The sequence below is a fragment of the Arthrobacter humicola genome, assembly GCF_039531445.1.
Lineage (GTDB): Bacteria > Actinomycetota > Actinomycetes > Actinomycetales > Micrococcaceae > Arthrobacter > Arthrobacter humicola.
The window spans coordinates 287,140-299,921 of record NZ_BAAAQB010000037.1 but is presented as its reverse complement, the minus strand read 5'-3'; the positions used below and the strand labels follow the sequence as shown (position 1 = coordinate 299,921).

The window sequence follows — 12,782 nt, the reverse complement described above, 5'->3', positions numbered from 1 at the left end:
ATGGCTCGACCAATCACACTGTTTACCGGCCAGTGGGCCGACCTGCCGTTCGAGGAGGTCGCCCGGCTCGCCGGCGAGTGGGGCTACGACGGCCTGGAGATCGCCTGCTGGGGTGACCACCTGGATCCTTGGCGCTGGGATGACGACGCCTACGTGCAGGGCAAGCTGGACATCCTTGAACGCCACGGACTCAACGTGTGGACCATCTCCAACCACCTCAAGGGCCAGGCAGTCTGTGACGACCCCATCGATGAACGGCACCGCGGCATCCTGCCTGACGTTGTGTGGGGCGACGGCGAGCCCGAAGGGGTCCGCCGCCGTGCCGCCGAGGAACTGAAGAACACCGCACGGCTCGCCGCCAAGCTCGGCGTTAAGACGGTAACCGGCTTCACGGGATCATCCATCTGGAAGTACGTGGCAATGTTCCCGCCCGCCTCCGAAAAGATGGTCGACGCCGGCTACCAGGACTTTGCGGACCGGTGGAACCCCATCCTGGACGTCTTCGACGAGTGCGGCGTCCGGTTCGCCCACGAGGTGCACCCGTCCGAGATCGCGTACGACTACTGGACAACGCAGCGCACCCTGGAGGCGATCGGACACCGCGAGGCCTTTGGCCTGAACTGGGACCCGAGCCATATGGTGTGGCAGGACATCGACCCGGTGGGGTTCCTGTGGGACTTCAAGGACCGCATCTACCACGTGCACTGCAAGGACACGAAGAAGCGGCTGGCCAACGGCCGCAACGGGCGCCTCTCATCCCACCTGCCCTGGGCTGATCCGCGCCGCGGCTGGGACTTCATCTCCACAGGCCACGGCGACGTGCCATGGGAGGATGCGTTCCGGATGCTGAACGCCATCGACTACCGCGGCCCGCTGTCCGTGGAGTGGGAGGACGCCGGCATGGACCGGCTGGATGGTGCCCCCGAGGCGCTTGCGTTCGTCCGCCGGCTCTCCGGCTATGAACCGTCCGCAGCGGCCTTCGACGCCGCTTTCAGCACCAAGTAGCACACAGCGGAACGGCCGGTCCCAGGTACTTCGGGGGCTGGCCGTTCCGCTGTTCAGTTGTAGTTTTGAGCTTTGATCAGACCGCAGCCCTGCCGGTCGGCGCTGACCCCGCCAGGCAAGTCTCCGCCAGTGCCAAATGCCTGCGCGTCGTCTCCGTCGGGTCATCCTGCAGCCACTCGTGGCCACCCCATTCGCTGGTCAGCGTGCCGGTGAAACCTTTCCTGCCGAGCAGGCTGCCAAGGTCCCGCAACGGCTGCGAAACCCGGCCGCCGTCGTCGTCCAGGTCCCAGAACTTCAAATGGAAGGCACCCACCAAGGAGAGGATGCCCTGAAGGTCTGCGGCATCGCTGCGGCCGAACCGGATGAGCAAGTTCATGAAGAGGGTATGGATGTGCGGCGGAACCTTCCCTGAGCGGAGCAGGCCCGTGACGGCGTCGAGCGTGGCTGGGTCCCGCCAGTCATTCTCCAGGCGCACCAGAAGTTCCGCGGAGACGCCTCCGCGCCGCAGCTCTTCAAGGTAGGTCACGGGAAGGGCAGGCATCAGCATGCTGATATCCACGAGCACGCGCACATGGTCATCTGCCAGCCCGGCTATTGCATCCAGGGCTGGAGCCACGGAAGGGTTCCGTGGCGACTGCTGCCCTTGGATCTCTTCATACAGCACCAGGTCGAGCTCATGCAGCAGCGGTTGCAGCAGCGTCAGCAGTTCCGTGCCCGCCTGTCCGACCGGCAACCGGACTCCGCTCGCGCCCACCCGGCGGGCGGCGTGGAGTTGGGGGACCAGGAAGTCCAGACGTTCCTGAAGCGAACGGCGTTCGGTTGGCGATGTGAAGTCGTCCAGGCTGGCACCAACGATGCTGACGCGTGCCCCTCTAGCGGCCAGCGAATCCCGCAGTGCGTCCACCTCGGCGTCCTGCGGAGCGGGGAAGGTCCGCCACAGCAGTCCAGGCTCGAGCTCTATTGTCTTCACCGCGGAGTCTGCGATGCCAGTGACAATGTCTTGGGCCGTTCGCCGTGCTGCCGTGATCTCGGGGGCCCAGTTGAAGGAGCTGGCGCAGAGGGTCCAGTTGTCTGGAAATTCGGGGGCCATAGAGTGCCTTCCCATTTATGCTTATGAATGACAAACTTATGTCACTTTTAGGATAAAGGACGAAAGTCATGTTGCAAACCGCTTTGCGAAAAGATGCGCTGACGGCCACGCCCGCGGGCTTTGAGCTGAGGGTGGGTCTTCCCTGGATCCGCTCGATGCCCTTGTCCAGCTTGGGCGGCTTTGCAGTTGAGATCGACGGCGTAAGGGTGCCACCCGGGGAGTTGGCGGTAGTGCTGGGGGCCCGCAGTGTGCCGGCAGATTCGCTGCAGGCCGAGTCCGGCTGGTGGTTCGTGCAGGACAGGCTGGTCCTGGCCGGCAAACGCGAACTTCGCGGCGGTGCACACGCCGTGGCTGTCTGCTTCCAGCTCCTGGTGCCTTACCTGCAGGCAGGTCCCGGCTCGCCGCTGCTCCTGCCGTTCCGCCTGGAGGCCCTGCTGGATCCTGACCGGGTGCCGGTGCCCAGCGTGTCCCGCGACGTGGCCTGAGGGGGCCGGGGGCGCTTTCCCGTCATGCCGGTACCCTACGCCGGAATTTTACGCCGGAACGGCGGCTCGTTCAGGGGACGGCCGGCCCTCCGCGAACCAGCGGGGGAAAGTGACGTCGAACAGCTGCTCGCGGGCCAGTTCAGCTCCGCCGCGCAGCGGTTCGCGCTCATCGTTTACCGAGAGCGTGATGGTTAGGTCGCGGGTGGCGAGCGGCAGTGACAGTTCATAGACCCGCTGGCGCACCTCGGCCAGGAACACTTCACCGGCGGACGCGATGGCACCGCCGATCACAATGACTCCCGGATTGAACATGTTCACCAGGGCTGAAATGGTCTCGCCTGCCACCCGTGCCGACTTCTGGATGAGGGTGATGGCCAGGGGGTCCCCGTCGTGGGCTGCCAGGGTGATGTCCTCGAGGGTCAGCGCTCCCTTTTTCGCCTTCGGGGCCAGGGAGCTGCCAGCACCTTCCTTGATAGCCTGTTCGGCATCCCGGACGAGGGCCCAGCCGCCGGCAACCGCTTCCAGGCAACCGATCTTGCCGCAGCGGCATTGTGCGTCGGAATCGGAAACCCGGACGTGTCCGATGTCGCCGGCGGCCCCGTTTGCACCACGGTGAATCCTGCCCTTGGACAGCAGGCCCGCTCCGACTCCTGAGCCGATCTTGCAGTAGATGAGGTCCACCAGGGCGTCGCGCCGCCGGGCGCGTTCGCCGAGGGCAAGCAGGTTGGAGTCGTTATCTACCCATACCGGTGCGTTGAACCGTTCCTCGAATGGTGCGCGGACATCGTAACCGTTCCACCCCGGCATGATCGGAGGCGCCACGGGCTGCCCCGAGGCGAAGTCCACCGGGCCCGGAAGCCCCACCACCACACCCCAGACGGGCACCTCCGCGTCTTTCTTCAGGATGTCGTCAATCAGGGACATCGCCGCGTCGATGGTCTTCTCCGGACCCTGTGCGATATCCCACGTGCGGTGCCTGTGTTCCAGGATGTCGCCGTCGAGGGCCGCTACGCCAACCCTCATATGAGCCGCTCCGAGGGCGCAAATCACGATCCGCCCCCGCTCCGCGCGGAAACGTAGGGTCCGGGGGGCGCGGCCCCCGGACGAGGCTCCGAACTCGCCATCGCCGAGGAAGCCCATCTGGATTGCCTGATCCACGCGCTGACTGACAACGCCCCTGCCCAAGCCGGTGACCTTGCCGATTTCAGGGCGCGTGGTGGCCTCGCCCGTGCGCACCAGGTTGACGATCCGCAGGAGGCTCGTTACTTCATCCGTCTGTGCTCCAAAGCGGAGGGTGGAGTCTGTCGTCATGGCAACAATTCTCACACATTGGAGCGACTAAGGTGCGGCTTGATGTGACTATAGCCAAAACTTTTCCTACTTATGAATAATAAGAACATAAGAAGGGGGGGCAACGATGCCTTGGGGAGTAGGGATTCTTGGAGCAGGGCCGGGCGTCGCGGCCCTTCACCTGCCGGTGCTGGGAGGACTGGCGGAACTATTCACGGTGCAGCACATTGCCGATGCCGGGAGCGGTCGCGCCCGGGGGCTGGCGGAGAGGCTTGGCGCCCGCTGGTCGGAGGGGGACGCGGACCTCCTTGAAGACCCAACGGTGGAGGTGGTGGCCGTCTGCAGTCCGCCTGCGCAACATGCGCGCCAGATTCTGGAGGCAGTGGCTGCCGGCAAGCGCGCCATTTTCTGCGAGAAGCCGTTGGCCACCAGCCGGGAGGAAGCCGATGAGGTCATTACTGTGTGCCGGGCCGCCGGCGCCATTCTGGTGGTGGGAACCAACCACCTGTTTGATGCGGCCTGGGGACGCGCGAAGCATCATCTTGTGGCCCTCGAAGGCCGGGTCCAGGCAATCTCCGTGACGCTCGCGCTCCCGCCAAATGACAGGTATCACCGGCTGGTGGTCGAGGGCGGTCCCCTCCCGGCGGCCCGGCGGGGCCGTCCTGACCTGGACGATCCAGCAGTGGCGGCCGGCGTCCTGCGGCAGTTGCTGACGGGCCTCGCGATCCATGACTCTCCAGCCGTCAGGGACATTGCGCCTGGCGTCGACGAAGTGGTGTACGCGAAGGTGGCCAGGCCCATCGGCTACCTGGTGGGGTACCGGGCGGGTGACGTCTTGGTCCAGTTGGCGCTCACCATGCTTCCGGAAGGGCCGGACGCGCTCTGGCGGATGAGCGTCGCCACCTCCCATGACCGTATCGAGGTTAATTTCCCGCCGGCCTTCGTCCATGCCGGAAGCGCGGCCGTCCGCGTACGAAGCGTGGACGGGCAGTGGACAGAGTACCGGCGGGATCCGGAAGACGGCTATGTGGCGGAGTGGCGCCTGCTCGCGTCGCTCCTTGAGGGTGCAGCCCCGGTGGAGTATGACGAACTGCTGGCCGACTCGCTCCATGCAATTGACCTCGCCGATGCTGTCGTGGCGAAAGTTCTTGAAGGGGTGCCGCAGTGAATCCCGCAGTTCGAGGGTTCGGCGTCTGCACCGCACTGCCTGCCTATGTTGCCGCTATTGCCGAACTTCCCCTGAGCGCAGTGCGCACGGACGACGTCCGTGGCGCGGTGGCGGCGGTGCCTGGATCCGGCGATTGGTGGCAGGGCATGCTGGCCGCCCGGGCGGAAGGAGCGGTGGCTGTGGTGCTTGCGGACCCCGGGGTGCTTCCGCAGGAATCACTTGCATCCCAACCCTGGCCGGGCGATATTCCGCTGATCGCCGAGCGCCCCCGCCTGCGCCCCGACGTTGTTGCTGATGCTGTCCGGGCTAGGCGGGGAAGCCCGGCCCGGATCGTCACCGTCGAGTGTGCGGCTCCCGCTGCAAGCCTCGAAGCCGTTCTCCGGGACGGCTTTGGCTGGGAGCGGTCCCTGACCGGGCGGCCGCTGACTCCACAGGCCTGCAGGGCCACTACCCACGGCAGGATCGCGCTCCTGGACTCAGCGGGACCCGCCGGCGGGTCGGTTCCCGCTACCCTCGTCGGGACACTGGCGGGCGGGACTCACCTCGGAGGGCTGGTCCAAGTGTTGGCCCTCGGCGAGGTGAGGACGGAAGTAACCGTGGACCAACCCGCCGGGCTGACGCGCCTGGAGACGTCCACCGCGGGCGGGGCGTTGAGGGCTCCGGAACGCTACGAATCATCAGCCCGCCTTGCGCTCCGCCGGGCTCTTGTTGCCTGCTCCTCGGGCCGGCACGTCGCCGACCTGGATGAGCTGCTCGAGGACATGGCCCTCACCTGGGCCTTAAGGGGCACCTGGCGCGAATGATGTCGAATTCGGGCATTCTTTTGTTGTTTTTGGACTAAAGTGAGGTAGTATGGCTAGTGGCGCCGGGGTTCCCTCGGGACCCGTTCTCGTCCGTGATGGTGCGGCCGAGGCACAACACGTCGCGTCGACGGCCCGATCGTTCGGGTAGATCACTATGCCACTTTCGCCTTTGAGACTCCGTCTCCTTGTTATCTCCCTCCTTACGGTCTCTTTCCTCGGAGCCCTTGACCACACTGTGGTGTCCACATCCCTGGCCACCATTGCCGGTGAGTTGGGCGCACTGAAACTGATGAGCTGGGTCGTTGTGGGTTATACCCTCGCCAGCACCGTGCTGCTGCCCGTGCTCGGCAAGCTGGGTGATGTGCTCGGAGCGCGGCGGATCTTCCTCGGTTCGCTGGTCATGTTCCTGGCCGCCTCCCTTGCCTGCGGTTTCGCCCAGGACATGGCATGGCTCATCGCGGCGCGTGTCCTGCAGGGGATGAGCTCCGCGGGCCTGCAGTTGATGTCCCAGACCATCATTGCCCGGGTCACGACGCAGCGGGAACGGCCGCGCTACATGGCCATCATTGGTGCGGCTTTCCCTATCGCGATCCTCGTTGGCCCGGTACTCGGCGGCGCCATTACCGATTACTGGGGCTGGTCGTGGGTCTTCTGGATCAATATTCCGGTCGGCGCAGCGGCCCTGGGCCTCGCATTGATCGCTGTTCCGCATCTGGAACCGGGACCCATGCCGCGCCACTTCGACGTCGCCGGGGCGGCTGTTTTCACCACGGCCCTGGTGGCCCTCGTGCTCGCCGTCACGTGGGCTGCTGAACGGAGCGCCGGCCCTGGCACCGCTGCGGCGCTTGCAGTGAGCGTCCTGGGCTTCGTTGCCTTCTTCTTTATTGAGCGGCGGGCTCCCGAACCCATCGTGCCGCTCCACGTCTTCGCGAACCGGACCATTGCGGCAGGCACCGCCTTATCGGCGATCATCGGCGTCGGGCTTTTCTCCATCACGGCCTACCTGCCCACTTACTTCCAGATGGCCTACCAGACCACCGCCACGGTGTCCGGGTTCGTCCCCATCGCAACAGTGTTCGGCATGCTGATCAGCAACCTGCTCACGGGATGGCTGGCCACCCGGACCGGGCGGTACCGTATCTTCCCGATCCTGGGAACCTCTCTGGGAGCGGCCGGACTTTCTGTGATGGCGTTGCTGCCCGCGGGGCTTCCGTTGTGGGTGCCCATGATCGTTATGGGTGTGGTTGGTATGGGCACCGGTGCGTTCATGAGCTTGATCGTCGCAGTGGTCCAGGGGGCCGTTCCGGCCAGCCAGACAGGCACCATCACGGCAACCGTCAACCTGGTGCGGCAGGTGGGCTCAACGGTCGCGACGGCGATCATCGGCGGGGTGATCGGCTTCGGCGTGGCGGCCCTATTGCCAGTAGGTTTTGACGCTTCCACCCTTACCCCGCAACTGGTCCACGGGGCGACGCCCGCCGTCCGGGCCACCATCGCGCAGATATATGGTGCAGTCTTCACACCCATCTTCATCTCCCTGGCGGCCACCTACGCCGTGGGCATTGTCGCAGCGATCCTGCTCCCGCATGGCCGCCTCTCCGACGAACCGGTTCCCGCCCCCCAAACAACTTCCGAAACCCTTTCGGCCTGATTTTTTCGAAGGAGACACCATGTCCAATCCCACTATTGCCATCGTCGGCAGCGGGCCCATCGGTTCCACCTATGCTCGGGTGATCCTCGAGCGGGTCCCTGAAGCCCGGGTGGTGATGTTCGAAGCAGGACCACAGCTGACGAACCTTCCCGGCGAGAGCGTCCGGAACATTGCAGACCCTGGCGAAAAGGCCCGTGCGCGGGAAATGTCGCAGGGACCGCAGGCCGGCGCCTACCGTGAATCGCTCGGCATCCCGGCCGGGACGGTCACCGAGGGAATGTTCACCGCCCGTCAGGGCACCCATCTGCTCGATTTCGGTGGAGCCGGCTCCGCCCACGCTTCCTCTTTTCCCGCAGCGGCTGCGGCCACCAACGTCGGCGGCCAAGGTGCGCACTGGACCTGCGCCACGCCGTCGCCGGCGTTCAGCGAGAAGATTCCGTTTATCGTCAACGAGGAGTGGGATGAGCTGATCGGCCAGGCAAAGGAGCTCCTGCACGTCCAGAGTGCCGCGTTCGCCGATTCCACCGTCGGTGAAGCCATTAGGTCACTCCTTGACGAAGAGTTCGGCGCGGAACTGCCAGAGGGGTACGGCGTTGGCACCCTTCCGGTTGCCGGAGACCCGCAACCGGACGGCTCCGTGCGCTGGGCGGGCGCCGACGTCGTCCTCGGTCCGCTCATCGATAAGGACAGTGCGCTCTCAAAGAAGTTTGAACTCCGTGACCTCACCCTGGTCCGCCGCGTGGAGCTGGACGGACACCAGGCTAGCGGGGTCACCGTCCAGGACCTGCGCACGGGCGAGACGTCATTTGTGGCGGCGGACGCCGTTGTCGTGGCGGGGGATGCCTTCCGCTCACCGCAGCTCCTGTGGGCGTCGGGCGTGCGACCGCAGGCGCTGGGCCACTACCTGACCGAGCATCCCGTGGTCATCTCCACGGTGGCGCTGGACGCCGAAAAGATGCGCCGCTTCGCCACGGAGGAGGACCTCGACGCCGAACTGGCCCGGCGCGCATTGAACCCGGCAGACCCTGTTGCGGCAGTGAACCGCATCCCGTTCTCCGAGCCCGAGCACCCTTTCTCGGTCCAGGTGATGTATTCCGAATCGACTCCGTTCCCGATGGAGCCGGGAACCCCCTACTCCGAGAACCGCTGGGGTTACGTCAACATGGGCTACGGCATGCGCAAGCACCCGCGCTACGAGGATGCCGTCACTTTCGACGACAACGAACCGGACTACCGCGGATTCCCCAACATGAGCATCGAGTACGCGCTCACTGAACGGGAAAACGCGGAAATCGCCGAGGCCACTGAGCGGCTGCGGCGTGCCGGCAAGGCCCTTGGCGCCTTCGTTGCCGAGCCCCGCCTCATGCCGAACGGCTCGAGCCTGCACTATCAGGGCACCATGCGCCTGGGTGAAACCGACGACGGCACCTCGGTGGCGGATCCGTGGTCACGTGTGTGGGGCTACGACAACCTGGTGGTGGGCGGAAACGCTCTCATTCCGACGGCAACGGCCATGAATCCCACGCTGATGAGTGTGGCCATCGCCGTCCGCGGCGCCCGGAAAGTTGCCGAAGCGCTTGGATCGGAGGGCGCCTGAGCTGACAGCTCTTGGGAAGCCGGGTGCCACCGACCGCTAAGACGGCCGGGCTCGGAGCACGGATAACCTATGGGTATGAAGAACCTGGACCTGAACCTGTTGCCCCAACTGCAGGTCCTGCTGGAGCTGCGCAACGTTTCCCGGGCGGCTGAAAGGCTCCAGCTCAGCCAGCCAGCCACCAGCGCCGCGATGGCCAGGCTCCGGCGCCATTTCGACGACCAACTCCTGGTGCGGAACGGCCGAACGTATGACCTCACGCCCTTCGCGCAGTCCCTGGTCCCGCTGGTTGATGAAGCAATGCTTCACATCCAGCGGGCCACGCGTGTACGGTCCAGGTTCGACCCCGCCACGAGCGAGCGTGAATTCATCATCGCAGCCTCGGACTACGCGGCGGCGCTGATTGTGGGTCCCCTGCGGGGGATCCTGCGCGAGGCCGCCCCCGGCGTGTCTGTGGATTTCGTTCCCACAGCCAAGTCCGGGATCCAGGGCCAGATGGCCGACTACTCTAAAATCGACCTTCTCGTCGGGCCCACGGGATACCACATGCAGGGAGCCAGCAAGCAGCTCTTCCGGGACAGCTTCGTGGCTGTGGCTGACACCGGAAATCCCCTGCTCCAGCAGCCCCGGCTCACCCTGGGGGACCTGGCCACCGTTCCCCACGCCGTCGGCTATTTCGGCGAGGGAATCAGCACCCCGGCGGACAAGCTGTTCGAGTCGCGGGGCATCCAGCGCCGCGTGGCGGCTGTGGTGGCCGGATTCCTGTCCCTGCCACTCCTGGTGGAAGGGACAGACCTTGTGGCGTTGGTCCCGGGAATGCTGGCAGCACGGGCCCAGCGCGGTGCGGAAATCGTTGTGCTGGAGTTCACGGACGACGCTGAAGCGTCCCTTGTGGAAGCGATGTACTGGCACCCGTCCCAGACGGAGGACCCTGCCAGCGTCTGGCTGCGTTCCGTGGTCCAGCGGGCCTGTTCGCGGCTGCACGAACTTTTCCCCGTCGCCGCCCACCCGGTGACTATTCGTGCGGCGGATACTACCTAGAGCCAAAGCGCCATTCCCCGTCCGGACCAACCCTGCGAAAGTCGAAGAAACGTACTTTCAGAAGGGACCCCCCATGCCTGTCTCCAGCCAGCGCCTGGCCGGCAAAACCGCCGTCATCACCGGAACGTCCAGCGGCCAAGGCAGGGCGGCGGCGCTCGCCTTCGCGGAGGCAGGGGCCATAGTGATCGGCTGCGACATGGACGACGCCGGCGCCGCAGCCACCGTCCGCCAGGTCACCGCAGCCGGGGGCCGAATGAGCAGCAGCGGGGTAGACCTGACGGACGAGCCCGCTGTGGCGGCATGGGCGCAGGACGTAGCCGCAAACCATGGCCAGATCCACATCCTGTACGCTAACGCGGCGGTCACCCGCTTCGCCCCGGTGGAGCAGCTCACGTTTGCCGACTGGAAGTGGAATGTTGAACACGAGATGGACGTGGTGTTCCTGCCGGTCAAATACTTCTGGCCACAACTGATCCGGGCGCAGAACGCCGCCATCGTGCTGGTGGGATCCACGGCAGGAGTTACCGGTTCCATGACCAACGGCCGGCTGGCCCACACCGCCACGAAAGGAGCCGTGGTGGCCATGACCAGGCAGCTCGCGGCCGAAGGGGCTCCGCATGGACTGCGCGTCAATGCTGTCAGCCCCGGAATGATCCGCACTGCAGCCACCGAGGGCAACCTCCTGGCCGCCGGCCACCCCATGCGTTCCATCGCCGGCAGCATCCCGCTGGGCAGGATCGGCTCGCCGGAAGAAGTGGCCAAGTGCGCGCTGTTCCTGGCCTCCGACGAAGCGTCATACGTGACGGGCGCCAACCTGATGGTCGACGGCGGCTGGTCGGCGGTGCTGCCGGGCTAGTTGGCATCGTGCTGCAGGGCTAGCGCATGGCATCGGAGACAGACTTTGCTCCGCCGTGGCCTGACTGGCCGCCGTCCACGGGGATCTCGGCACCGGTCACGAACGAAGAGAGCGGGCTCAGGAGGAACAACACGACGCCGGCCACCTCCTCCACGCTTCCAGTGCGCCCCAGCGGGGTCTCGGCCATGGTCGCCTGCCTGAACTCGGCCTTGGCGCTCGCCGTCATGGGCGTTTCGATGAAGCCCGGGTGGACAGAATTGACCCTGATTCCCCGGGGGCCAAGTTCCATGGCAGCCACCTGGGAGAGGCCCCGCAGTGCCCATTTACTGGCGGTGTAGGCCTCCGGATAGTGCGCGGTCAGGCCCGCCACGGAGCCCACGTTCACAATCGCGGAGCTACTGGCCATCAGCGGCGCGAGGGTCTGGATGCCGAGCAGGACTCCGGCAACGTTCACCTCGTAGACGTTCTGCAGGTCAGCCACAGAGGCATCCAGCAACCGGCTCCGCTGGGTGATGCCTGCATTGTTGACCAGCCCGTCCACCTGCCATCCCTGGGACCGGATCCATTGAGCGAGATCGGACCAGCCGGAGGCATCGCTGACGTTCAGCTGCCGGTACACGAGCGCACCGGGCGACGTCGATGACACGACGGCCAGCCCAGCCGGCATGTCCGCGGCGAGGTCTGTGGCGATGACACGGGCCCCGGCCTCCACCAGCATGCGCGCCTCCGCCGCGCCCTGGCCCTGGCCCGCGCCGGTGACCACCACAGTCCGGCCATCGAGCTGAAGGGAGACCACCCTAAGTCCCGGAAATAACCGGGGAGGCAACCCGGTTGCGTGGACGCTGCCGGGCACTCACCCGGGTCCCGGCGTTGCGGCGTTCACCCACCGTGTTCTCGATGCTGCCGATGCCTTCCACCGTCATGCGGACCACGTCGCCGGTCTTCAGCGGCGGGGGAGTCTGTGAGCCGTTACGGCCCCAGAGTTCGGCGAGGCAGCCGCTGCCGCACGTGCCGGAGCCCAGCACATCGCCCGGGCGCACCACGGAATCCTGCGAGGCGTACGCCACCAGCTCGGCGAAGGGCCAGCCCATATTGGACAGCAGGTCCTGGCCGATGGTTTCGCCGTTGACTTCCACGGCCATGGAGATCGGCAGGAACCCCTCCGCGTCGTGCAGGTCCTCGAACTCATCGGCGGTGACAATCCAGGGCCCCAGCGTGTTGGCGAAGTCCTTGCCTTTGCACGGCCCCAGACTGACTTTCATCTCCCGGCGCTGCAAGTCGCGCGCCGACCAGTCGTTGAGGACGGTATAGCCGAAAATATGCCGGTGCGCCTCAGCTGCGGTCAGGTTCCTGCCGTTGCTGCCGGGGACGCGCCCGACGACGGCGGCGACTTCCGTTTCGAAGTCCAGGTCGTCGCAGCCCGCCGGAATGCCGATCACCTCACCGGTGCCGGTCACCGTGTGGGGGTTCGTGAAGTAGAAGGTGGGTGCCTCGTACCACTCGGGCACCACGCCCGCCACGCCGTCGATGCTTTTCCGCACGCCTTCGACGTGTTCCTCGAACGCCACAAAGTCCCGGATGGTGGCCGGCAGCAGCGGGGCGAGCAGCTGCACGTCGGCCAGGGGGACGGCAGGGCCAGAACCGATGACTTGCCGGGCAAGACTCAGCGTTTCGTCCAGTCCGGCGTCCAAAAGGGCCTGGACACTCTGGCCCATGGGCAGGGCGTAGCAGGTTCCGTTGTCCACGAAGCCGGACTGCGTCCCGCCGGCGTGGTTCCAGCGTGCAATCTTGACCATGAA

The 12,782-nt window shown here is 65.9% G+C and carries 12 protein-coding genes; 8 read left to right on the top strand and 4 right to left on the bottom strand.

Annotation, left to right across the window (positions count from 1 at the left end; translation table 11 throughout):
• Complete coding sequence (locus tag ABD243_RS14440) at window positions 1-1,005, top strand: sugar phosphate isomerase/epimerase family protein (RefSeq protein WP_344367035.1); 1,005 nt, start codon at window positions 1-3, stop codon at window positions 1,003-1,005.
• 76 nt (window positions 1,006-1,081) lie between these two features.
• On the opposite strand, the gene ABD243_RS14435 is transcribed toward ABD243_RS14440, so the two are convergent.
• The gene (locus tag ABD243_RS14435) at window positions 1,082-2,095 is read right to left on the bottom strand and encodes a restriction endonuclease subunit R (protein WP_344367033.1); all 1,014 of its coding nucleotides are present in this window, start codon (window positions 2,093-2,095) and stop codon (window positions 1,082-1,084) included.
• Between the two features lie 68 nt (window positions 2,096-2,163).
• Here ABD243_RS14435 and ABD243_RS14430 point away from each other — a divergent pair, with 68 nt between their 5' ends.
• On the top strand, window positions 2,164-2,580 hold the full coding sequence (locus ABD243_RS14430; protein WP_344367031.1) for a C-glycoside deglycosidase beta subunit domain-containing protein: 417 nt from the start codon (window positions 2,164-2,166) through the stop codon (window positions 2,578-2,580).
• Window positions 2,581-2,628: 48 nt separating this feature from the next.
• Here ABD243_RS14430 and ABD243_RS14425 read toward each other — a convergent pair whose 3' ends face one another.
• On the bottom strand, window positions 2,629-3,891 hold the full coding sequence (locus ABD243_RS14425; protein ID WP_344367029.1) for an ROK family protein: 1,263 nt from the start codon (window positions 3,889-3,891) through the stop codon (window positions 2,629-2,631).
• 106 nt (window positions 3,892-3,997) lie between these two features.
• On the opposite strand from ABD243_RS14425, the gene ABD243_RS14420 reads away from it, so the two are divergent.
• From ABD243_RS14420 to ABD243_RS14395, 6 genes are all read left to right on the top strand, one after another.
• Window positions 3,998-5,038, top strand: coding sequence for a Gfo/Idh/MocA family protein (locus ABD243_RS14420; RefSeq protein WP_344367027.1), 1,041 nt, complete (start codon window positions 3,998-4,000; stop codon window positions 5,036-5,038).
• A complete protein-coding gene (locus ABD243_RS14415; protein WP_344367025.1) occupies window positions 5,035-5,841 on the top strand; it encodes a hypothetical protein in 807 nt (268 codons plus the stop codon). Before ABD243_RS14420 ends, ABD243_RS14415 begins: the two co-directional genes overlap by 4 nt.
• Window positions 5,842-5,995: 154 nt before the next feature.
• A complete protein-coding gene (locus ABD243_RS14410) occupies window positions 5,996-7,492 on the top strand; it encodes an MFS transporter (RefSeq protein WP_344367023.1) in 1,497 nt (498 codons plus the stop codon).
• A gap of 19 nt (window positions 7,493-7,511) precedes the next feature.
• On the top strand, window positions 7,512-9,089 hold the full coding sequence (locus ABD243_RS14405; protein ID WP_344367021.1) for a GMC oxidoreductase: 1,578 nt from the start codon (window positions 7,512-7,514) through the stop codon (window positions 9,087-9,089).
• A 75-nt stretch (window positions 9,090-9,164) separates the two neighbouring features.
• Complete coding sequence (locus ABD243_RS14400) at window positions 9,165-10,127, top strand: LysR family transcriptional regulator (RefSeq protein ID WP_344367019.1); 963 nt, start codon at window positions 9,165-9,167, stop codon at window positions 10,125-10,127.
• 73 nt (window positions 10,128-10,200) lie between these two features.
• Complete coding sequence (locus ABD243_RS14395) at window positions 10,201-10,983, top strand: SDR family NAD(P)-dependent oxidoreductase (protein WP_344367017.1); 783 nt, start codon at window positions 10,201-10,203, stop codon at window positions 10,981-10,983.
• Window positions 10,984-11,002: 19 nt separating this feature from the next.
• Here ABD243_RS14395 and ABD243_RS14390 read toward each other — a convergent pair whose 3' ends face one another.
• A complete protein-coding gene (locus ABD243_RS14390; RefSeq protein ID WP_344367014.1) occupies window positions 11,003-11,779 on the bottom strand; it encodes an SDR family NAD(P)-dependent oxidoreductase in 777 nt (258 codons plus the stop codon).
• Between the two features lies 1 nt (window position 11,780).
• Window positions 11,781-12,779: a fumarylacetoacetate hydrolase family protein gene (locus ABD243_RS14385; RefSeq protein WP_344367011.1), complete on the bottom strand. Its 999-nt coding sequence runs from the start codon at window positions 12,777-12,779 to the stop codon at window positions 11,781-11,783.
• Between the last annotated feature and the right edge of the window lie 3 nt (window positions 12,780-12,782).